This is a genomic window from Actinopolymorpha sp. B17G11 (genome assembly GCF_040196095.1).
Classification (GTDB): domain Bacteria; phylum Actinomycetota; class Actinomycetes; order Propionibacteriales; family Actinopolymorphaceae; genus Thermasporomyces.
On record NZ_JBEFTW010000034.1, the window covers coordinates 65520 to 87123 of the forward strand.

The following is a 21604-nucleotide window of genomic DNA, read 5'->3' on the forward strand; positions in this document are numbered from 1 at the left end:
GCCGGCTACTGGACGGCCGCACGGACGAGCTCGAGCGGGTGCCAGGCCGCGCGGTCGGTGCCGTGCCTGATCTGTTGCCGGCACGACACGCCGGTTGCCGCGACAACGGTCCGGTCGGCCTCGGCCTCGATCGCGGGAAACAGCCGGTCGCTGCCCACCGTCATCGACAGGTCGTAGTGCTCGGACTCGAACCCGAAGGAGCCCGCCATCCCGCAGCAGCCGGCGTCCAGCTCGACCACCTCGACGCCGGGAACTCGCCGCAGCAGGGCGATCGTCGCCGTCGTACCCACCTCGGCCTTCTGGTGGCAGTGGCCGTGGTAGAGGATCCGCCGGCCGGCGAGCCACGAGTCGCCGAGCCGCAGTGCACCTGCGTCGATCGCTTCGACCAGCAGCTCCTCGACCTGTCGAACCCTGCCGGCGATGTCGGCCACGTGCGGGTCGTCGGGGAGGAGTTTTCGGTGTTCGTCGCGCAGCGTCAGAATGCAGGACGGTTCGCACCCGACAATCGGGGAGCCGGGTGCGCTGGTGGTCGCGAGCTGCTCGGCCAGGGCGGCGGCCTTCCGCTTCGCGTCGTCCAGCATGCCCTTGGAGTAGCTGGCCCGGCCGCAGCAGCCCTTGTCTTCCAGGCGGACGACGAAACCCGCGTGCTCGAGCAGCTCGACCGCGGCCCGTCCGATCGCCGGCTCGGTGTAGGTGGTGAACGAGTCGGCGAGCAGCGTCACCTCGCCCCGTCCGGCGTCAACCGGTCCTTGCCTGGCGTGCCCGCGGAACCAACGGACCAGGGATGGCCGGTCGTACGACGGAAGCGGGCGGCGCGCGGTGATACCGAGCGTGCGCTCCAGCAGGTGGCGCAACGGGCGGATCCGGTTCACCAGGTTGGACACCGGCGCGGTCGCCGAGCCCAGCCGGTTGAGCGTGCGGATCGCACCGAAGATCCGCGAACGCAGGGGGGTGCCATGCAGGTCGTGGTGGTGGGCGACCGCCTCGGCCTTCAGCGCGGCCATGTCGACGCCGAGCGGGCATTCGCTCTTGCAGGCCTTGCACATGAGGCACAGGTCGAGGATCTCGTGTAGGCGTTCGTCGCCGAGCGCCTGCACGGGGTCGGGCTCGGAGAGGGCCGTGACGAGCGCGTTGGCCCGGCCGCGGGTCGCGTGCTCCTCCTCTCGGGTCGCGACGTAGGACGGGCACATCGTTCCGGCGTCGGTCTTGCGACACAGGCCGATGTTCATGCACCGGTCGGCCGCGTCCCGCATCCCGCCGCCCACCACGTCGAACGTCAAGCGGGTCTTGACGGTCGGTGCCGGCGGCAACGCGGCGTCGCGCAGGTGCTCGGTCATCGCCGGGGCGTCGACGATCTTGCCCGGGTTCATCCGGTTGTCCGGGTCGAAGAGCCCTTTGACCGTACGCATCGCGGCGTACAGCTCGTCGCCGTAGAGCTCGCGGTTGAACTCACTGCGCGCGAGACCGTCGCCGTGCTCGCTGGAGTTGACGCCGCCGTACTCGCGCACCAGGTCCTTCACCTCCTCGGCGACCGCGCGCATCGCCTCGACCTGCTCGGGGAGGCGTACGTCGACGAACGGCCGGATGTGCAGGCACCCCACCGAGCAGTGCCCGTAGAAGCCGGCTGTCAAGCCGTGCTTGTCAAGGATGTCCGCGAACCGCTTCGTGTAGGCAGCGAGGTGTTCGGGCGCAACGGCCGTGTCCTCGACGAACGCCAGCGGACGTCGGGTGCCGCTGCTGGCGGCCATCAGCAGGCCGAGGCTGGACTTGCGGACCTTGAGCAGCGCGCCCTGCTGGGCAGGGGTTTCCGCACGCAGTGTGTGGTAGCCGTGGCCGTGCCTCGACCACCGCGCGGTGAGCCGGTCGAGCTGGCCGAGCAGCTCCTCCTCGTCATCACCCGTGAACGACACGAAGAGCAGCGCCGCCGGATCGCCGACCAGAATCGTGGCGAGATCGGCGTACTCGATCCGCGCCCGCGACAGGTCGAGGATCGTGCGGTCCATCAGCTCGACAGCCGACGGGTCACACGCCATCGCGTCCTCGGTCGCCTCGACGGCGGCGATGGTCGAGGCGAAGTGGCCGACGGCGATGACCGTGCGGCGTGGTTTCGGCACGAGGTCGACCAGCGCTTCGGTCGCGATGACGAGCGTGCCTTCCGACCCGACGACGAACTTCGCCAGATCGAACGCCGGCGGCGTCGAAGCGAGTCCGGCCGCCAGCCGGTCCAGCCGGTAACCGCCGGCGCGTCGCCAGTACGCCGGGAAGTCGCGCGCGATCGCGGACTCGTGCGCGGACAGCAGCGGTGGCAGCTCCCGACAGAGGCTGCCCTCGAGCGTGTCAAGACGTGCTTGACGGGCACGGTGCGGCTCGTCCATCGGCGCGAAGTGTGCCGTCGACGCGTCGGAGAGCACAACCGAGAGTTCGCGGACGTGGTCGATCGTCATGCCGTAGCGCACGGATCCGCTGCCGGCCGAGTTGTTGCCGATCATCCCGCCCAGCGTTGCGCGGTTGCTGGTCGACGTGTCGGGCCCGAACATCAGGCCATGCGCGGCGGCGGCCCGGTTCAGCTGGTCCTGCACGACGCCCGGCTGCACGCGGGCGACGCGGGCCTCGGCGTCCAGGCCGACGATGCGGGTCATGTGCCGCGACAGATCCAGCACCAGCCCCGGCCCCACCGTCTGCCCCGCCAGGCTCGTGCCGGCACCGCGCGGGAGCACCGGCACGTCGTAGGTCCGCGCGACCGCGACCGTAGCGGCCACGTCGCCCGCGTGCCGCGGGAAGGCGACGCACAGCGGGGTGATGGCGTACATGCTCGCGTCGCGGGAGTAGAGCGCCCTGGTGTAGTCGTCGTCGCGCACCTCGCCGTCCAGGTCGCGCCGGAGCCGCACGGCGAGCTCACGCGGCAGGTCCGCTGCCAGGCTTGGCGCCAGATTTCGGCCCGAGTCTCCGGCCGGGCCCCGGGCGGCAGCCGTCATGGCTGTTGCAGCCGGGTGAGGGCGGCGTTGATGCCGGACGGATCGATCGGTACGCCCGCCGCGACCAGCCCCATCTGCACGCCCGCAAGGGTTCCGGCGAGCATGAGGTCGTTGAAGTGGCCGAGGTGCCCGATCCGGAACACCTTGCCGGCCAGCCTTCCGAGGCCGGCGCCGAGCGACATGTCGTAGCGGTCGAGGATGACCGACCGGATCTTGTCGGCGTCGTGGTCCTGCGGCACGAGGACCGCGGTGAGTGCGCCGGAGTGCTCGCGTTCGTCCGCGCACAGCACTTCGAGACCCCAGGCCCGCACGGCCGCTCGCGTCGCCGAAGCGTGCCGCTGGTGTCGTGCGTACACCTCGGGAAGCCCTTCCTCGGCAAGCATCCGCAGCGCCTCGCGCAGCCCGTAGAGGAGATGGGTGGCGGGCGTGTAGGAGAAGAAGCCGCGCCGGTTGGCTTCGAGGATGGGCCGCCAGTTCCAGTACGACCTGGCCAACCCGGCGGAGGCCGAGGCCGCGAGTGCCTTCTCGCTCACCGCGTTGAAGCCCAGGCCTGGTGGCAGCATGAGGCCCTTCTGCGAACCGGCGATCGTGACGTCGACGCCCCACGCGTCGTGGTGGTACTCGATCGACCCGAGCGAGGAGATGGTGTCGACGAGCAGCAGGGCGGGATGCCGAGCCGCGTCGATCGCCTGCCGGATCTCTGCGACCCGGCTGGTCACACCCGTCGACGTCTCGTTGTGGACGACGAGGACGGCCTTGATCTCGTGGCCGGTGTCGGCTGACAGCTTCTCGGCCACGATCGCCGGGTCGACACCGTGCCGCCAGTCGCCGGGTACGAAGTCGACGGCCAGGCCGAGGTCGCGTGCCATGTCCTTCCACAGCGTCGCGAAGTGACCGGTCTCGAAACCCAGCACGGTGTCGCCCGGGCTCAGCGTGTTGACGAGTGCGGCTTCCCAGGCGCCGGTCCCGGAGGACGGGAAGATGACGACCGGCTGCGTCGTACCGAAGACCGGGCCGAGGCTGGACAGCACCTCCGTACCCAACGCGGCGAACTCCGGACCGCGGTGGTCGATGGTCGGGGCCGACATGGCCCGCAGCACCCGCTCCGGTGTGTTCGTGGGACCCGGGATCTGCAGGAAGTGGCGACCGGTCGGCATCGTGAGGATCCTCCCTTGACGGTCGATATGAGATAGAACATACTCCCCGGAACGGAAGTCGAATTTCGCATTCTGGACAAGCACGCTCGCCGCCGCGAGCTACCCCCGACTGCTCGCGACTGCCGATCCGAGAGGTTCACATGTCTGTCGAACTCATCTCGATCCTCATCCTCGCCGTCATCTTCGTGATCGCGACCGTACGGCCGATCAACCTCGGCGCCCTCGCCATCGTCGCCGCGTTCCTCCTCGGCATCGTCGTGCTCGAAGGCGCCGACCTCGAGGAGAAGACCGACGCGGTGTTCGCCGGCTTCCCCGGCGACCTGTTCGTGATCCTCGTCGGCGTCACGTTCCTCTTCGCCATCGCGAAGGGCAACGGCACCGTGGACTGGATGATCCAGGCGTCCATCCGCGCGGTCGGTGGCCGCGTGGGGTTGATCCCATGGGTGATGTTCGGGATCACGGCCTGCCTCACCGCGATCGGCGCCGTCGTACCGGCGTCCGTCGCGATCATCGCGCCCATCGGGATGGGGTTCGCCGTCCGCTACAGGATCAACCCGATCCTGATGGGCCTGCTCATCATCAACGGCGCGAGCGCGGGCGGGTTCTCACCCATCAGCATCTTCGGCGGCATCACGAACGGCGTTGTCGACAAGGCGGGTCTGCCGGGCAACCCCACGCTGCTCTTCCTCGCGTCGTTCTTCTTCAACCTCGCGATCAGCGTGTTCGTGTTCTTCTTCTGGGGCGGTCGTGAGCTGCTCGGCCGGCGCGTCGACCCCAGCGCCACCGAGGCTGACGCGCCCGCCGAGGCGGGTGCCGGTGGCCACTCGGCGCCAGCCGGCGAGCCGGGCACAACGGCGACCCTCACCTCAGGACGTACGCAGCAGACACACGAAGTGCCGGCGGACATCGGGCTCGACCGGGACCGCGCGCTCACGCTGGTCGGCCTCGCCATCCTCACCGTCGGCGCGTTGTTCTTCAGCCTCGACGTCGGAATGCTCGCCATCACCGTCGCCGCGATCCTCACGCTCCTCTCGCCCGACTCCGCCAGGAACGCCGTCAGCCAGGTCGCGTGGCCGACCGTCCTGTTGGTGTGCGGGATCGTGTTGTACGTCAGTCTTCTCGAGACGATCGGCACCATCACGTGGCTCGGCGAGGAGGTGGCGACGATCGGCGCTCCGTTGCTGGCCGCGCTGATCATCTGCCTCATCGGCGGTGCGGTGTCGGCCTTCGCGTCGACGACCGGCATCCTCGGTGCGCTGATCCCGCTCGCCGTGCCGTTCCTCACCGGCGACAGCTCCATCGGGGCGGTCGGCCTGATCACCGCGCTGGCAATCTCGTCGTCCGTCGTCGACTCGAGTCCGTTCTCGACCAGCGGCGCCCTGACGGTCGCGAACACGCCGGAGGAGCATCGGGACTACGTCTACAAGCGCCTGATGCGCTGGGGTTTCAGCATGGTGATCGTCGTCCCGCTCACGACGTGGCTCATCTTCGTCGTGCCCGGCTGGCTCTGATCGAATTCCAGGTATCCGGTCGAATAGGGTCTCGGCATGGACGACCACACCCGGCGGGTGCAGCAGGAGTTCGCCCGACAGGCGTCGACCTTCGAAGACGCAGACCTGAACACGGCGTTCACGTCCCGACTGCGTGAACTGGTGGAGTTCGCGGCCCCGGTGGCGGCCGACATCTGTGTCGACGTCGCGTGTGGGACCGGGCTGGTGGCCAGGGCGCTGGCACCGGTGGTCCGGCAGGTGAGCGCGGTCGACATCACCCCGGAGATGCTGACGACCGGCAAGCGGCAGGCCGATGCCGAAGGGCTGTCCCACATCGTGTTCCAGGAAGGCGACGCGATGGCGCTGCCGTTCGTCGACGCGTCGTTCACCTTGGTGGTCACGCGATTCTCGCTGCACCAGGTCGCGGCGCCCGCCCTGCTGGTCGCCGAACTGGCGCGGGTCTGCCGCCCCGCACCGGACGGCCGGGTGATGGTCGCGGACATGGTGCGTCGCCCGGACGTCCCCGGCGACCCGGACCGGATCGAGCGGCTCCGCGACCCCTCCCACGGCACGATGCTCACCGTCGACGCGATCGCCGGGCTGTTGGCCGCACACGGTCGAAAGGTCAACAGGAGCGAGGTTCTCGACGTCCGCCGGCCGTTGCGGCAGTGGGTGGAGCAGGCCGGGACGCCGCGCGCCGCGGTGGCGCGGATCGAGGAGGAGTTCGCCGCCGAACTCGCGGGCGGGCCGGCGACCGGCATGCGCCCGGTACTCGTCGACGGTGCGCTGTGGTTCACCCAAACCTGGGCACACATCCTCGCGGCATAGGACCGTCCGGTCGGTCGGGTGAGGTCCAGCTCATTGCTCGGAGTCGGCGGGCTCCTGTGCCAGGACGGACAGCAGGTCGTCCGTGGTGAGGATTCCGACGATCTGATCCCCGTCATTGACGACGACGGCGTCGCCACACCGGTGAAACATCTCCGCCGCCGCCGCGCTCACGGTCCGGTCGACCGACACCGCCGGCGCGGGCTTGCGGGCGACGTCGCCCGCTGCAGGTGGCCGGCCGTGCAGCGACCAGGCAGCCAGCCGCCACACGACGTCGGTCTCGTGCAGCAGACCGATGCAGCGTCCCTTGTCCATCACCGGGAGATGGTGGACGCCGGCGCCGACCATCAACTGCAGGGCCGCGTCGACCTCCGTCGACGCGACGACTGCCAGGACGCGCGAGGTCATCACGTCCCGAACGCGTCGCCGGCCGAGAAGGTCGTTGGCTGCGCCGGTGAGGGTCTCACCCTCACGCGGTCCGGGCATGGCGGCCTCGGTCATGGTTCCTCCTGGTGGACGGCGCCACGATCGCGCCGCTACGCGTCGGCGCAGATGGCCTCGACGAAGTGACCGACCCTGTCCTCTGGAAGATTCCGCCCCAGGTCCGCCTCGGCGATCATCCCGACCAGCCGGCGGTTCTCCAGGACGGGCACCCGGCGGACCCGGTGTTCCTCCATGAGGTGGAGCACCTGATCGACGTCGCTTTCGGCGTCGATCGTGTGCGGAGTGCCCTGCGCGAGTTCGCCCGCGGTCATGTCGGCCGGGTTGCCACCGGTGGCGACACACTTCAGCACGATGTCGCGGTCGGTGAGAATTCCTTGCAGTCGATCGTCGTCACCGCAGATCGGGAGAGCGCCGACGTCGAGGTCACGCATTCGGCGCGCCGCGTTGTCCAGCGTCTCGTGCTCCCCGACACATTCGACGCCGACGTGCATGATGTCGCGTGCCTTTGTCATGAGGACCCCCTTCGGATCACCCTCTGCTGATCGGGATGTGTCTTGCCGGCGCTTGCTCTTCGCCGTCTCTCACGCCCACGCGGACCTCGAGAATCCCGTTGTCATACGTCGCCCGCACGTCTTCCTCGTCAGCTCCACGGGGAAGTTGGACGGAGCGTTGGAACGTGCCGTAGCGGAACTCCGAGCGGTTCACGTCCTTTTTCACCTCGCGACGTTCGACCCGCATGGTCAGGGTGCCGTTCGCCACCGAGATGTCGACGTCCTTCGTGGGATCGATACCAGGCAACTCCGCCCGCAGTACGTACTGTCCCTCGTCGCTGTAGTCCTCCACGCGAATGGCCTGCCTGCCGGTGAACTGCCTGAGAAATGGCTTCGGGCGAAGCTCCTCCTCGACCCGCGAGAACAGTCCACTCCCACGTGTCGATCCATGTTTCGACAACGATGTCACTGCGACCGCCTCTCCTCCTGGCTTGGCGCACAAGGCATCTGGGCACCATCCGGCACCACCTCGCCTCTTCAGGGCACCGCACGGGACGGATCAAGTGAAGAGGCGAGCGGGGGGATTTGTGGGGGACCTTCGCCCGCTTGGCTGGCTTGTGGGCACGGGTATCTCCGAACGCGACCACGATGCAGGCGAATCCCCACCTGCGAGATCGGGCCGAGGCGCGACAAACCCGGCTCATGGGGCAAATGTCGCTCATGCGCGACCTCACCCGATTGACCGGACCGCTACACCACGGCGTTCGTCATCGTGACCGGGCTGCTGGGCGCCGGGCTGTACGCGTTCCTCGCGAAGATCCCCGGGCCTGTTCGCGACCTGAGGCCAGCTACCCTCGGAGGGCGATGTTCCCGCCGCCAGGCCCGAGGAGTGCCGATGCGTAGGCGCGAGAAGTGGATCGATCCCGCCAACTGGGCCAGCCTGAAGCCGTTGGGCATCGGTGAAGGGCGGCCCAACAACTACCGGGAGATCACCAAGGCGATCGGGGACAACCGCGACCAGCTGGGCTATGCGTGGCGCATCCTGCGTGAGGGCACCTGTGACGGCTGTGCCCTCGGCACCAAGGGGATCCGTGACTGGACGATGCGCGAGGTCCATCTGTGCAACGTCCGGCTCCGGCTGCTCCGGCTCAACACCATGCCGGCGTTCTATGCGGCCACCGTCGCCGACGCCGGTGCGCTGGGCGGGATGCGGAGCGCCCGGCTGCGCGAGCTCGGCAGGATTCCGTTCCCGCTGATCCGCCGTCAGGGCGATCCCGGGTTCAGCCGGATCTCCTGGGACGAAGCGCTCGACCTCGCGGCCGGCAAGCTCCGCGACACCAACCCGGACAGGTTCGGCGCCTACCTGACGAGCCGCGGGACGCCGAACGAGAACTACTTCGCCGCCCAGAAGGCGATCCGGGCGCTCGGCGGCAACTCCATCGACAATGCGGCCCGGATCTGCCACTCGCCGAGCACGTTCGGCCTCAAGGAGGCGCTCGGTGTCGCGGCCACCACCTGTTCGTACTCCGACTGGATCGGCAGTGATCTGATCGTCTTCGTCGGATCCAATGTCGCGAACAACCAGCCGGTCGCGATGAAGTACCTCTACCACGCGAAGAAGGCCGGCACCCGGATCGTGTGCATCAATCCCTACCGTGAACCCGGCATGGAACGCTACTGGGTGCCGTCCAACATCGAGAGCGCGGTCTTCGGCACCAAGATCACCGACCGGTTCTTCGGTATCAATGTCGGCGGCGACATCGGCTTTCTCAACGGTGTCGCCAAGCACATGATCGACAACTCCTGGATCGACCGGAACTTCGTCGACCACCACACGACGGGCTACGCCGACCTGGTGGCGACGCTGGACGGCCAGTCCTGGGAGGACCTCGAAGCCACGGCGGGCACGTCACGTGCGGAGATGCGCGCGCTCGCGGAGATGCTGCACCATGCCGAGACGGCCGTCTTCGTGTGGAGCATGGGCGTCACCCAGCACGAACACGGCGAGGACAACGTACGCGCACTCATCAACCTCGGCCTGACGAAGGGATTCGTCGGCCGGGACAAGTGTGGCCTGATGCCGATCCGGGGGCACTCCGGCGTACAGGGTGGCGCCGAGATGGGTGCGTACTCCACAGTCCTGCCGGGCGGAGAGCCGATCACTGCTGAGGCGGCGGCGAAGTTCTCCGACCTGTGGGGTTTCGAAGTCCCGAGCAAGCCTGGCTTGACAGCGACGGACATGATCGACGCCGCCCACCGGCGCGAGTTGGACGTGCTGATCAGCTCAGGTGGCAACTTCCTCGAGGTGCTGCCCGACCCGGACTACTGTCACGAAGCGCTTGCGCGCATTCCGCTGCGGATCCACATCGACATCTGCCTGTCGAGCCAGATGCTGGTCGACCCGGCCGAGACCGTGCTGGTGCTGCCAGCCCAGACGAGGTACGAGATGGTCGGCGGAGTCACCGAGACGTCTACCGAACGACGCATCATCTTCTCCCCGGAGATCCGCGGTCCACGGATCGAGGAGGCGTGGCCGGAGTACCGCATCTTCGGCGAGTTGGCCGCGCGGACCCGTCCGGAGATCGCCGATGCGGTCCGTTTCGACGGAACACCTGCCCTCCGGCGGCAGATCGCCGCCGCGGTACCGCTCTACGCGGGGATAGAGAAGCTGAACGCCTTCGGCGACGCGGTCCAGTACGGCGGTCCGCACCTGTGTGCGGACTGGAAGTTCCCGACCGACGATGGTCGCGCACACTTCTCCACGGTCGGGTTGCCCGACCTGTCCCGGCCGGATGGCACGTTCGTCGTCGCCACCCGGCGTGGCAAGCAGTTCAACAGCATGGTGCAGGAACGCAGGGACGCCCTCACCGGCGCCGAGCGCGAAGCGGTCCTGATGAATCCCGACGACGCCGACCGGCTCGGAGTTTCCGACGGCGATCCGATCGTGCTGCGCAGCGACGCCGGTACCCTCTCCGGCCGGGTGCTCCGGGCGCCCATCGCTCTTGGCAACCTCCAGGTGCACTGGCCGGAAGGCGAGGTGCTGCTCGACCGGTCCCGACGCTCGCCCCAGGCGAGGATCCCGGACTACAACGCCGTGGTCAGAGTCGAGCAGGTCGAGCAGGTCGAGCAAGTCGAGCATGGACACCGCTGAGCGACTCCTGCGGCTCCTGTCGTTGCTACAGGTGCGCCCGCACTGGCCCGGCGAGGAACTCGCCGCCCGGGTCGGGGTGACCACCCGCACGCTCCGCCGCGATGTCGCCCGGCTGCGCTCACTCGGCTATCCGGTCGATGCCGACCCGGGCGTCGGTGGTGGCTACCGGCTGGGCGCCGGGGGACGGCTACCGCCACTGCTGCTCGACGACGACGAAGCGGTGGCGATCGTGGTGGGACTGCGCAGCACCACCGCGACCACCATCTCCGGCGTCGACGAAGCAGCGGCGGCGGCACTGGCGAAACTCGAAGATGTCCTGCCGGTACGCCTGCGCGAACGGGTGAAGGCCTTGCAGGCAAGCACGATCCGGCTTCCTGGGCCGCAGGTTCCGATTGTCGACCCGGACGTCCTCAGCGTGGTGGCGACCGGGTGCCGTCGGGGCGAAGGTCTGCGGTTCACCTACTCCGACCATCAGGGCCGCGCGACGCAGCGCTCGGTGGAGCCGTACCGGATCGTGCACACCGGTCGCCGGTGGTACCTCGTCGCGCGTGACCGTGACCGTGACGCGTGGCGGACGTTCCGGATCGACCGGGTGGCCGGGCCGTCGCTCACCGGGCACCACTACACGTTCGACGATCCGCCTGATCCCGTTGGGCATGTTGCCGAGGGGACGGGGATCGCGCCGTACGACATCGAGGCCCGGATCCTGCTGCACTCCGACTACGACACGGCCGTGCGGTGCTTTCCGGCGAGCATCGGTGTCGTCGAGCGCGGTGACGAGGAGACGTCGATCCTGCGGGTCGGGTCTGTCGAATGGGCGCCGCTCGTCGACTTCGTGTGCCGGATTCCCGGCGACTTCGAGATCCTCGACCCACCTGAGCTCCGCGAGCGGGTCGCCGAACGCGCGGCCCGGCTGATCCGTGCGTCGAAAAAGGTATAAGGGCGACGACGGGAAGAACGTCGGAGTTGCCGATGCTCGTCCTGGTTGATGCGTCGGCAGTGCCGAGTCCTGGGCGTTTTCTGTTACCAGGAAGGTTTATGTATAGCTCAAACGCGCCCGGGGAACCCGCAGAACACCTAACGTGGTTTTCGGGGCCTCGAGAGCCCGGAGGCCCGTCCCCAACGCATAAGGGGTGTGCGGTGATCATTCTCGGTATCATCTTGCTGGTCCTCGGGTTCGTCCTCGGAATCTCCATTCTGTGGACCATCGGAGTGATCTTGCTCGTCATCGGCGTCATCTTCTGGATCCTCGGCGCGGTTGGCCGTCCGGTGGGAGGCCGGCGCTACTGGTTCTGACTCCTGACGCCACTGGGCCTCCGGGACGACAAGCCCCGGGTGTTGTCGGCATCCCGGAGGTCCCTTGTGTGCGGCGCAGGACGGCGCGGGGGTGGAAGGCTTGAGGAGTGCCTGAGCTTCCTGATGTCGAGGGGTTCCGGAGAATTCTGGCCGAGCACGCGACCGGGCGCCGGATCCAGGCCGTCACGGTCGAGGATCCTGGCGTACTCCGCGACACGAACCGCGCAGCACTTGACGGCGCGACGCGTGGGCGGATGTTCGCGCACCCGGACCGGCGCGGCAAATGGCTGATGGCGCCGCTGCGAACGCCCGGCCAGAGGCACCGCTCGCGCGATCCCACCGTGATCTTCCACTTCGGCATGACCGGCGGTCTCGTCTGGACCGGCCGAATCCACGACGAGCCGCGTCATCGCGACGACCGGGTCGTCTTCTGCTTCGCCGAAGGTGAACTGCGCTATCGCGACCTTCGCAAGTTGCACGGCATCCGACTCGTCCAGGCCGATGACGCGCTCGCCCCGCTCCTGTCGCGGCTCGGGCCCGACGCGTGGACGGTAACGGCCGAGGACTTCGACCAAGCCCTGGCAGGGCTACGCCGGCAACTCAAGCCCGCCCTCATGGACCAGGCCGTGCTCGCCGGTCTCGGCAACCTGCTGGTCGACGAGATCCTCTGGCGGGCCCGCCTGCAGCCGCGCCGGTCGACGAGCGACCTGACGGGTGCCGACCGCCACCGCCTGTACCGCCAGATGCGGAACGTCCTGCGGCAGTCGATCGATCGCGGTCGCGTCCCCGGCTACGCCCGGTGGCTCACTGGCTGGCGCGACGACGAGGACGCCCCGTGCCCGCGCTGCGGCACCCCGCTTCGCCGAAGCAGAGTGGGCGGCCGCACCACCGTCTGGTGCCCGCACTGCCAACCCGAATGAGCAGGCTGGGGTGGGCCTTCAGTCGTCTTCGAAGTCCTTGTTCGTCCGACCGGACAGCACCGAATGCAGCTGCGTCCTCTCCGGCTTACGGCGACGATCGGCCCTCACTCGCTCGGCGGTGCGGACATCGGCGCTCCCGACATCGCCTGGGCGACGGCGTGCAGGTTGCGCGCCATCGTGCGTCCCGTCCGCTCCGACCAGGCGTGCCCGTGGGCGGTGTCGGCGTACGACGGACCAGGCCCCGGTCCCGCGTTCCAGTAGGTCCACGCCTGGCCGGGCACCGTGTAACCGAGGTCCACGAGAGCACCCGCGATCTCGCTGATCACGTGGTGTGCACCGTCCTCGTTGCCGGTGACGACGACCCCGGCGACCCGGTTGTACGCGACCGGCCGGCCCTCGGAGTCGGTCTCGGACAGCATCGCGTCCATGCGTTCGAGGACCCGTTGGGCGATCGACGACGGTCGGCCGAGCCACGTCGGGCTCGCGATGACGAGGATCGCCGACCGCAGCAACAGACCGTGCAGGCGTGGCCAGTCGTCGCCCTCGCCCAGGTCCGTCTCGACGCCGGGCGGGATCCGCAGGTCGACGACCCTGACGACCTCCACGCTGACGCAGAGGCGCTCGAGCTCGTCGACGACGACCTGGGCGAGCAACGCGGTGTTGGACGGCTGCGGAGACGGCTTGAGCGTGCAGTTGAGCACCACGGCGTGCATCGCCTCACCCCCGCCCGGTCCCATACCCACAGACGTTGGCCTGGAACGTTTGCGTACGCCAGTACTGGGCAGTCCTCGCTGGTGAGCTGCTGCATTGCCGGATGCGGGCCGGCCGGCGCGATGCTCGGCCTGTTGCTCGCCCGGGCAGGCGTCGACGTCGTCGTGCTCGAGAAGCATGCCGACTTCCTGCGGGACTTCCGGGGCGACACCCTGCACCCGTCGACGCTGGAGCTGATGGACCAGCTGGGACTCGCCGAGAAGGTGCACGCGCTGCCGCACTCGAAGGTCTCCACCGCAACCGTGCGGGCGGGGGGCGAGGAGGCGCAGGTGGTCGACCTGACGCAGCTGCGGACGCCCTTTCCGTACATCATGTTCGTACCCCAGTGGGACTTTCTCGACCTGATCACGGCGGAGGCCCGGCGCTATCCGCACTTCCGGCTGCTGATGGAGGCCGAGGTCGAGGGTCTGCTGGAGGCCGGCGGCCGCGTCATGGGGGTGCGTTACCGGGCTGCTGACGGTGGCCACCACGAGGTACGCGCCGAGCTCACCGTGGCTGCCGACGGGCGCGACTCGACGCTGCGGGCCGCCGCCGGGTTGCGGCCGAAGGACAACTCCGCGCCTCTCGACGTGTTGTGGTTCCGGATCTCCCGCCGAGAGGACGACCCGGAAGGTCTGTCGGTACGCATCGGCGCCGGTGAGTTCGTCGTCCTGCTCAACCGGTTCACGTACTGGCAGGTGGGTTACCTGATCCTCAAGGGCACGCAGGAGAGGGTCCTCGCCGCCGGGCTGGAGGCGTTCCGCCGGTCGTTGGCGCGACTTGTGCCCGAGGTCGCCGACCGGGTGGGCGAGCTCGCCGACTGGGACCAGGTGAAGACCCTCTCGATCCGGTCCAACCGGCTGCCCCGGTGGTACCGTCCCGGACTGCTCTGCATCGGCGACGCCGCGCACGCCATGACCCCGGTCGCCGGCGTGGGCATCAACCTCGCCATCCAGGACGCCGTGGTGGCGGCGAACGTCCTGGTCGAGCCGCTGCGGTACGGCCGGGTCTCCGTACACCATCTCCGCTCGGTCCAACGCCGGCGCGCCATCCCGGTCCGGATCGTCCAGGCGTTCCAGTCGGCGATCCAGAACCGGCTCCAGACTCCCGTGCTGCGCGCCGGGACCGCCCAGGACGGAGCAACCCGGGACAGAGCCGCCCAGGAGGGAGCCACCGTGCGGATGCCGCGCGCGCTCGCGTTGGCCGGACGGATCCCCGTGCTGCGCCGGATTCCTGCGCGACTGGTCGGCAAGGGAGTGTGGAGAGTACGCCTCAGCCGGCGGCTCGAGGCGCTGTCGACTCCACTTCCGGATTCGCCGACAGCGTCTCGGGACGAGGGCTCGGCCGGGTAGCCACAGGCCCGTCAGCTACTCCCGAAGTCGGTGAAAACGATCACGCTGAGAATCAGCGCACCGATGAACACCAGGCCGCCGAGCACGATCAGGCTGGCGACGACCATCCCGGAGACCCGCCAGTTCTTGCGTGGCTTCGGCGCACGCCGCTTGCCATGAGCACCCATGAGCGTCTCCGTTGCGAGAGTGGGCAGAGACCTACGGGTGTCGAGCCTGGCGGTTGGGGCCGGTTGGTCGCATGAGTCGGACTACTCGGATCGCGGGTGAGTACGCCGACCGGTTACGTACCGTGGCCGGGGCTGCGTGCGGCAAGGGTGGGTGAGCAGCTTCAGGCGCGGGAGCGCCAGAGCAGCCAGACGAAGTACGGCGTACCGATCAGTGCCGTCAGCAGTCCTGCCGGGATCTGCGCGGGTGCGATCACGAACCGCCCGATCGTGTCGGCGAGGCTGACCAGCAGCGCGCCGAGCACGGCCGCGACCGGGATCACCCGGGCGTGCCGGCCGCCGACCAGCGCCCGGGCGGCGTGCGGCGCGACGAGGCCGACGAAGCCCACCACGCCGACCGCCGACACCGCGGTCGAGGTGAGGATGGCCGAGCCGGCGAGGGCGATCAGCCGGGTGCGTTCCAGCCGTACGCCGAGAACGCGGGGCGTGTCGTCGTCGAGCGCCATGAGGTCCAGGTCCCTGCGGACGACACACACCAACGGCGTCAGCACCACCAGCGCGATGACGAGGGGCAGCACCTGCGGGAAGGTCCGTCCGTAGGTCGAGCCGGACAGCCAGGTCAGCGCCTTCGACGTGTTCCACGGATCGGTGGCGACGATGATGAACGTGGTGAGGGCGGCGAATCCGGCCGAGACGCCGACGCCGATGAGGACGAGCCGATCGGAGTTCAGGCCGGTGCGCCAGGACAGCGCGTAGACGAGAGCGAACGCCACCACCGCTCCCGCACCCGCGGCGGCCGACATCAGCCAGACGCCGGCCAGCGGCACGAGGGTCAGCAGGGTGACGGCACCCACCCCCGCGCCCGCCGTGATGCCGAGGATGCCGGGCTCGGCGAGCGGGTTGCGGCAGACGCCCTGGACGGTCACGCCGGCGATCGCCAGGGCGACACCGGCCAGCACGGCCGCGGCGACCCTGGGGAGCCGTGCGTCGAGGACGAAGCTGGTCTTCGGGCCGGCCACACCGGCGAGCCAGTTGCCGATGTCGCCGGTGAGGAGCAGGGTGTCGCCGAGCAGTGCGCCCGCCACGACCGCTCCGGTGACGGCGACCAGGCCGCTGACCAACACCACCCAGAACCGCACCCGGCTGCGCCCGGCCTTCGTCCGTGCGGCCGGCGGCTGCCTGGTCGGCCCGGAGTCGCGGTGCCGGCGGGCCAGCCCGACGAGTACCGCGGCTCCGACCATGCTGGTGATGACCCCCGTCGGGATGTCGACGCCGCCCTGCCCGCCCATGAACGTCCGCAGCGTGACGTCGGCACCGATGACGATGAGCGCCCCCGCGACACCCGCCAACGGAAGGAGCACGCGGTGGCGGAGGATCCCCGGCACGAGCGGCGCGGCCAGCCGGACGATCGCCGGCGCGCACAGGCCGACGAAGCCGATCGGGCCCGCCACCGTCACGGCGGCCGCCGTCAGCAGCACGGCCAGCACGGTCACCATGAGGCGGGTCCGCCGTACGCCGACGCCGAGCACCGAGGCGGCGTCGTCGCCAAGGGAGAGGATGTCGAGCCGGTGACCGAGCACCAGCAGACCGACGACACCGGCGAGCAGGACCGGCGCCATCTGCGTACTCGCGTTCAGGTCCGCCTGGATCAATGACCCGCTGCCCCAGGCGAAGAGCCCTTTGGTCTCCTCCTCGAACAGCAACAGCAACAACATGGTGAGCGACGCCAGGGCCAGCGCGGTCGCGGAGCCGGCGAGGATCAGCCGAGCCGGGCCAGATGCACCGCCGGCGGACAACAGCAGGACGAAGCCCGCCGCGCCGAGACCGCCGAGGAAGGCGAGCCCACCGGCCGGGAGGACGGGCAGCGACAGGCCGAACGCCGCGGCGGCGGTCACCATGAGGTGGGCGCCCGCGTTCACGCCGAGGGTGTCCGGGGAGGCGAGCGTGTTGCGGACCAGTGACTGGAGGGACGCACCGGCCACGCCCAGGGCCACGCCGACGATCAGGCCGGCGGCCAGCCGGGGCAGCCGGGAGGCGATGAGCACGTTCCAGGCGTTGGTGTCCTCCTGCCCGAGGGCGAGCCGGAGCAGGTCTCCGGCGCCGATCTCGGACGTGCCCTGGACGAGATGGACGACGCTGAGCGCGGCGACGGCGGCGAGACCGAGTACGGCGACGACGGCGACGCGGGTGCGGCGCAGTGGACCAGACGCCTCGCCGCCCGGTGTGGCCCGCCGCCGTTCGTCTGGCGGGCCTGCCGGGACTGCCGGCGAGGTGCGTTCCACCTGGGTCAAGGTGCGAGCGCCTTCACTACCTGGTCGATGAACGAGATGCAGGACCGCGGGCCGCCGAACGTCCACGTGCCGTCGTCGAGCTTGTAGAGCTGCTTGTCCTTGACGAAGGGCAACGAGGTCCAGATCGCGTTGTCCGCGAGACCTTCGGCGAAGACGTCGTCCTCGGAGGCGCTGTAGAAGAAGTGCACGTCCTTCAGCCCGGTGAGCCCTTCGACGTCGGTCTGGCCGAGACCCCACGTCGGGTCGACCTTGGCCTTCCACTGGTTCTCGAGGCCGAGCTCCTCGGCGATGTCGGACATCAGCGAGCCCTTTCCGAACATCCGGATGCTGACCGAGCTGCCCTCCATCCAGCCGTCGGCCATGGCGAACCCTTCGCCCGCGACGCCGGCCGCAGCCAGCTTCTTCCGCCCGGCGGCGAGCGCCTCGTCGAACTCCGCGACGACCGTCGCCGCCTTGTCCTCCTTGCCCACCGCCTTGGCGATGAGGGTGAAGTTCCCCTTCATCTGGGCGATGTTGTTGCTGGCGTCGCTACCCTCGATGACGATCACCGGCACCTGCTCCTCCAACTGCCGGATGAGCGCTTCGCCGCGGTCGGGCTCCACGATCACGACGTCGGGCTCGAGGGCGACGATCGAGTCGACGCTCGGCTCGCCCCGGCTGCCGACGTCCTTCACGGAGTCGTCGAGCTGTACGGCGGCGTTCCAGGTGGCGAAGCCCTTGGGGTCGGCGATGCCGACCGGCATGACGCCGAGAGTCACGAGGTCCTCGACCTCGCTCCACTCCAGGGCGATGACCCGCTCCGCCGGCCCGTCCTTCAGGGTCACCTTCTTGCCGCGGGAGTCGGTGACGGACACGGGTGCGGCCTTGTCGGCCGGGGTCGCCCGGTCGCCGGGGGCGGCCGCCTCCTCGGTGGTCCCGCAGCTGGCGAGCAGGAACACGCTCGACACGAGCGCGATGAGAACACCCGTGACGGGCGTACGACGCGATGTCATGACAGTCCTTCGGTGTGGTTCGCGATGCTCAGACGGATGTCCGGGCTCGGTGGGTGTGCCGTCCGACCGGCTGGGTGGTCAGCAGGTGGGTGTCCGGGTCGATGCGTACGTCGATGCGGATGCCGTAGGTCCGGGAGAGCTGCTCGGCGGTGAGCACCTCGCCGGGTGGGCCGCTGGCGGCGACGCTGCCGTCGTCCAGCAGGACCACGTGGTCGGCGACTTCGGCGGCATGGTTGAGGTCGTGCAGGACCACCCCGACGGCGACGTCGTGCGCGTCGGCCAGGTCACGCAGCAGGTCGAGGATCTCCATCTGGTAACGCAGGTCGAGAAACGTCGTCGGTTCGTCGAGCAACAGGACGCCGGTCTGCTGGGCGAGGGACGTGGCGAGCCAGACGCGCTGGAGTTCACCGCCGGAGAGTTCGTCGACCGCGCGGTCGGCCATGCCGGCGGTGCCGGTGACCTCCATGGCCCAGGCGATGGCGGCAGGCCCTTCCGGGTCGTGCGTACGCCAGCGACCGCGGTAAGGGTGCCGGCCGTAGCCCACGACGTCGCGCACGCTGATTCCGGTCGGAGTCGGATGCGTCTGGGCGAGCAGCGTGACCCTTCGGGCGAACTCCTTGGCCGACAGGGCGAGGGCGTCGGCATCGCCCTCGAGGAGGACCCGTCCCGACGTGGGACGGTGCAGCCGTGCCAGCGAACGCAGGAGCGTGGACTTGCCGCTGCCATTGGGCCCGACAAGTGCGGTGACCTCGCCGGCGTGCAGGCGGATCGAGGCACCGTCGACGACCTGGTGTCCGTGGTAGCCGAGGTGGAGGTCCACCCCACGCAACCCGGCGGTGGTGGCGCGCGGGAGTTGCTCACCGTCATCGTGCACCCGGTAAGGTTAGCCTAACCTCCCACCCGTGAAGCAACCCCCGTTCCAGTGCGGATGAGGGGCTGGTTGAAGGGTCCCCTCATCCACCAGGGCGGGCACCGAGGTCAGCCTCCACCTTGCGGGCGGCGGCCTGCAGCGGCGGGAGCAGCTCGCGGCGAATCGTGTCGGCGCTGCCCCGGCTGGCGCGGGCCGAGACGTTCATCGCGGCGACGACCGTTCCGCTCGGGTCGTGCAGCGGGACCGCCATCGACCGCAGTCCCTCCTCCAGTTCCTGGTCCACCACGGCGAAACCCTGCGAACGGATCCGCGCCAGCGTGCTCCGCAGCCTCGCCGGATCGGTGATCGTCCGTCGGGTGATGGGCTTGAGCTCGGCGGTCGCGAGGTACTCCTCCAGCCACTCGGCCGGTTGATGCGCGAGCAGCACCCGCCCCATCGACGTGGCGTACGCAGGGAACCGCGTCCCCACGCTGATCGCCACCGTCATGATCCGCTTGGTCGGGACGCGGGCGACGTAGACGACCTCGTCACCGTCCAGCACCGAGACCGAGCACGACTCGTGCACCTGGGCGACGAGTTCCTCCATGTGCGGCTCGGCGACCTCGGGCAGCGACAGGCTCGACAGGTAGGCGTATCCCAGTTCGAGGATCCGCGGCCGCAGGCCGAACCGCCGACCGTCCGTGCGTACGTAACCCAGTTCCACCAGCGTCAGCAGGAACCGCCGGGCGGCCGCGCGGGTCAGCCCGGTCAGCCGGGCGACCTCCGACAGCGTCAGCTCCGGATGGTCGGCATCGAACGCACGGATCACGGCGAGTCCGCGTTCGAGGGACTGGACGTACTCCGTCCCTCTCGCGGGTGTCTCGCTCTCCTCGCTCACGCGTCCTTCTCCTCCCGCAGGACCCGCTGGGCGATCGCGAACGCCCGGTTGGCTGCCGGGACACCAGCGTAGATGGCTACCTGCAGCAGTACCTCGGAGATCTCGGCCTGGTCGAGTCCGTTACGCCGGGCGGCCCGGACGTGCATCGCCAGTTCGTCGTCGTGGTGCAACGCCGCGAGGATCGCGAGGGTGATCACGCTGCGGGTACGCCGGTCGAGGCCCGGGCGGGACCAGATCTCGCCCCAGGCGTACCGCGTGATGAGGTCCTGGAAGTCCGCGGTGACCTCGTCCGTGCGCGCGATGGCCCGGTCGACATGGGCGTCGCCGAGGACCTCCCGGCGTAGGGCCATGCCCTGTTCGTAGCGCACCCGGTCGCGGTCGTTGTCACGGCTGCCGGTTGTGCCGTTGCCGTCCACGCTCATCCCTTCGTCGTCGTCCGCTCGCGGTGCGCGGCCAGCGCCCGGTCGATGAGGGCGTCCGCCGAGCCCAGCCAGCCGACCGGATCGAGGGCTTCGTCGATGTCGACCGGGCTCAGGTGCTGGCGGATGTCGTCGGCGGCGAGGAGGTGGTCACGAAGGGGTGTGCCGGTACGCAGGGCGGTGCGGGCCAGCTCGCCGACCCGGTCGTGGGCGGCGGTACGCCCGAGCACCGTGGCGAGCCGGGCCGCGACACTCTCCGCCATGACGAGCCCGCCGGTGGCGTCGAGGTTCGCCCGCATCCGGTCGGTGTCGACCTCCAGTCCGCCGAGCAGCCGGTGGGTGCGGCCGGCCGCCGAGCCGGTCAGGCGGACCAGGTCGCGGAGCGGTTCCCACTCGGCGTGCCAGGCGCCGGTGGCGCGTTCGTGTGCGTGCAGGGCGGTCGCGTGGAGGGTCGCCACCAGGCCGGGTACGCGGTGGGCCGCGGCGAGGATGAGAACGGAATCGACCGGGTTGCGCTTGTGCGGCAACGTCGACGACCCCCCGCGTCGCCCGCCTTTCTGAACCGCCCCAGCACCGCCTTCGGCGACCTCGCCGACCTCGGTCTGCGCCATGAGAGAGACGTCGAGTGCGACCTTGCCGGCGGCCGCCACCACGCTGCCGAGCGCGGTCGCGACGTCCAGCCAACGTTGCCGGTTCGTGTGCCAGGGAATCGTCGGGACGGCGAGGCCGAGCCGGGCGGCGAGCCGTTCGAGGACGGTCAGCCCATTCGTGGGACCGAACGCCGCGAGCGTGCCGGCGGCGCCGCCGAGCTGGACCGCGAGGTTCCGGCGTACGTTCGCCAGGCGGTCCATGGCCACGTCGAGACCCGTCAGCCAACCGGCGGCCTTGAGTCCGAACGTCGTCGGGAGCGCCTGCTGGCCGAGGGTACGCGCCACCATGAGGGTCCCGCGATGCTCCTCCACCAGCCGCGCGCAGGCCGACGCCGCGGCGTCGAGCGTCGGGACCAGCACGTCCACACCACGCGTCACGACGAGGACGAACGCGGTGTCGAGGATGTCCTGGCTCGTCGCGCCGTGGTGCACCCACGGCCGGGCCCCGGGAGGAACCTGGGCAGTGAGAGCGCGCACGAGGGGTACGAC

The 21604-nt window shown here is 69.7% G+C and carries 20 protein-coding genes; 7 read left to right on the plus strand and 13 right to left on the minus strand.

Going from position 1 to position 21604, the window contains the following annotated elements; all coding sequences use genetic code 11:
- Positions 1–5 precede the first annotated feature (5 nt).
- Together ABN028_RS27640 and ABN028_RS27645 are read right to left on the minus strand one after the other, a co-directional pair.
- Positions 6–2975 carry an FAD-binding and (Fe-S)-binding domain-containing protein gene (locus tag ABN028_RS27640; protein ID WP_349698655.1) on the minus strand — a complete coding sequence of 990 codons (2970 nt, stop codon included), beginning with the start codon at positions 2973–2975 and terminating at the stop codon, positions 6–8.
- Positions 2972–4132, minus strand: coding sequence for a pyridoxal-phosphate-dependent aminotransferase family protein (locus ABN028_RS27645; RefSeq protein WP_349698656.1), 1161 nt, complete (start codon positions 4130–4132; stop codon positions 2972–2974). Before ABN028_RS27645 ends, ABN028_RS27640 begins: the two co-directional genes overlap by 4 nt.
- Positions 4133–4272: 140 nt before the next feature.
- On the opposite strand from ABN028_RS27645, the gene ABN028_RS27650 reads away from it, so the two are divergent.
- Together ABN028_RS27650 and ABN028_RS27655 are read left to right on the plus strand one after the other, a co-directional pair.
- Positions 4273–5643 carry an SLC13 family permease gene (locus ABN028_RS27650; RefSeq protein ID WP_349698657.1) on the plus strand — a complete coding sequence of 457 codons (1371 nt, stop codon included), beginning with the start codon at positions 4273–4275 and terminating at the stop codon, positions 5641–5643.
- A gap of 36 nt (positions 5644–5679) precedes the next feature.
- Positions 5680–6450: a class I SAM-dependent methyltransferase gene (locus tag ABN028_RS27655; RefSeq protein WP_349330236.1), complete on the plus strand. Its 771-nt coding sequence runs from the start codon at positions 5680–5682 to the stop codon at positions 6448–6450.
- Between the two features lie 30 nt (positions 6451–6480).
- Here ABN028_RS27655 and ABN028_RS27660 read toward each other — a convergent pair whose 3' ends face one another.
- From ABN028_RS27660 to ABN028_RS27670, 3 genes are read right to left on the minus strand one after another with little or no spacing between them, the layout of a single operon-like run.
- Positions 6481–6948, minus strand: a complete 468-nt coding sequence (locus ABN028_RS27660) for a CBS domain-containing protein (protein WP_349698658.1) — start codon at positions 6946–6948, stop codon at positions 6481–6483.
- 35 nt (positions 6949–6983) lie between these two features.
- Positions 6984–7403 carry a CBS domain-containing protein gene (locus ABN028_RS27665; RefSeq protein ID WP_349698659.1) on the minus strand — a complete coding sequence of 140 codons (420 nt, stop codon included), beginning with the start codon at positions 7401–7403 and terminating at the stop codon, positions 6984–6986.
- 16 nt (positions 7404–7419) lie between these two features.
- Positions 7420–7851: an Hsp20/alpha crystallin family protein gene (locus ABN028_RS27670; protein WP_349330233.1), complete on the minus strand. Its 432-nt coding sequence runs from the start codon at positions 7849–7851 to the stop codon at positions 7420–7422.
- A gap of 426 nt (positions 7852–8277) precedes the next feature.
- On the opposite strand from ABN028_RS27670, the gene ABN028_RS27675 reads away from it, so the two are divergent.
- From ABN028_RS27675 to ABN028_RS27690, 4 genes are all read left to right on the plus strand, one after another.
- Positions 8278–10533 carry an FdhF/YdeP family oxidoreductase gene (locus tag ABN028_RS27675; protein WP_349698660.1) on the plus strand — a complete coding sequence of 752 codons (2256 nt, stop codon included), beginning with the start codon at positions 8278–8280 and terminating at the stop codon, positions 10531–10533.
- On the plus strand, positions 10520–11473 hold the full coding sequence (locus ABN028_RS27680) for a helix-turn-helix transcriptional regulator (RefSeq protein ID WP_349698661.1): 954 nt from the start codon (positions 10520–10522) through the stop codon (positions 11471–11473). Before ABN028_RS27675 ends, ABN028_RS27680 begins: the two co-directional genes overlap by 14 nt.
- A 200-nt stretch (positions 11474–11673) precedes the next feature.
- Complete coding sequence (locus ABN028_RS27685; protein ID WP_349330230.1) at positions 11674–11829, plus strand: DUF6131 family protein; 156 nt, start codon at positions 11674–11676, stop codon at positions 11827–11829.
- A 107-nt stretch (positions 11830–11936) separates the two neighbouring features.
- The gene (locus tag ABN028_RS27690) at positions 11937–12749 is read left to right on the plus strand and encodes an Fpg/Nei family DNA glycosylase (RefSeq protein WP_349698662.1); all 813 of its coding nucleotides are present in this window, start codon (positions 11937–11939) and stop codon (positions 12747–12749) included.
- 104 nt (positions 12750–12853) lie between these two features.
- Here ABN028_RS27690 and ABN028_RS27695 read toward each other — a convergent pair whose 3' ends face one another.
- On the minus strand, positions 12854–13462 hold the full coding sequence (locus ABN028_RS27695; RefSeq protein ID WP_349698663.1) for a flavodoxin family protein: 609 nt from the start codon (positions 13460–13462) through the stop codon (positions 12854–12856).
- 81 nt (positions 13463–13543) lie between these two features.
- Between ABN028_RS27695 and ABN028_RS27700 the strand changes: the two genes are divergently transcribed.
- Positions 13544–14851, plus strand: a complete 1308-nt coding sequence (locus ABN028_RS27700) for an FAD-dependent oxidoreductase (RefSeq protein WP_349698664.1) — start codon at positions 13544–13546, stop codon at positions 14849–14851.
- 11 nt (positions 14852–14862) lie between these two features.
- On the opposite strand, the gene ABN028_RS27705 is transcribed toward ABN028_RS27700, so the two are convergent.
- The 7 genes from ABN028_RS27705 to ABN028_RS27735 all read right to left on the minus strand — a co-directional run.
- Positions 14863–15018: a hypothetical protein gene (locus ABN028_RS27705; RefSeq protein WP_349698665.1), complete on the minus strand. Its 156-nt coding sequence runs from the start codon at positions 15016–15018 to the stop codon at positions 14863–14865.
- 161 nt (positions 15019–15179) lie between these two features.
- The gene (locus ABN028_RS27710; RefSeq protein ID WP_349698666.1) at positions 15180–17297 is read right to left on the minus strand and encodes an iron ABC transporter permease; all 2118 of its coding nucleotides are present in this window, start codon (positions 17295–17297) and stop codon (positions 15180–15182) included.
- A gap of 5 nt (positions 17298–17302) precedes the next feature.
- A complete protein-coding gene (locus ABN028_RS27715) occupies positions 17303–18298 on the minus strand; it encodes an ABC transporter substrate-binding protein (protein ID WP_349330226.1) in 996 nt (331 codons plus the stop codon).
- Between the two features lie 28 nt (positions 18299–18326).
- Entirely contained in the window at positions 18327–19172 is an 846-nt protein-coding gene (locus tag ABN028_RS27720) for an ABC transporter ATP-binding protein (RefSeq protein WP_349698667.1), read from the minus strand.
- A gap of 79 nt (positions 19173–19251) precedes the next feature.
- Positions 19252–20046, minus strand: a complete 795-nt coding sequence (locus ABN028_RS27725) for an IclR family transcriptional regulator (RefSeq protein WP_349330224.1) — start codon at positions 20044–20046, stop codon at positions 19252–19254.
- On the minus strand, positions 20043–20468 hold the full coding sequence (pcaC, locus tag ABN028_RS27730; RefSeq protein WP_349330223.1) for a 4-carboxymuconolactone decarboxylase: 426 nt from the start codon (positions 20466–20468) through the stop codon (positions 20043–20045). The genes ABN028_RS27725 and pcaC overlap by 4 nt, the downstream gene beginning before the upstream one ends.
- A partial coding sequence (locus ABN028_RS27735) for a class-II fumarase/aspartase family protein (RefSeq protein ID WP_349698668.1) occupies positions 20465–21604 on the minus strand: 1140 nt, incomplete at its 5' end. The genes pcaC and ABN028_RS27735, both read right to left, overlap by 4 nt.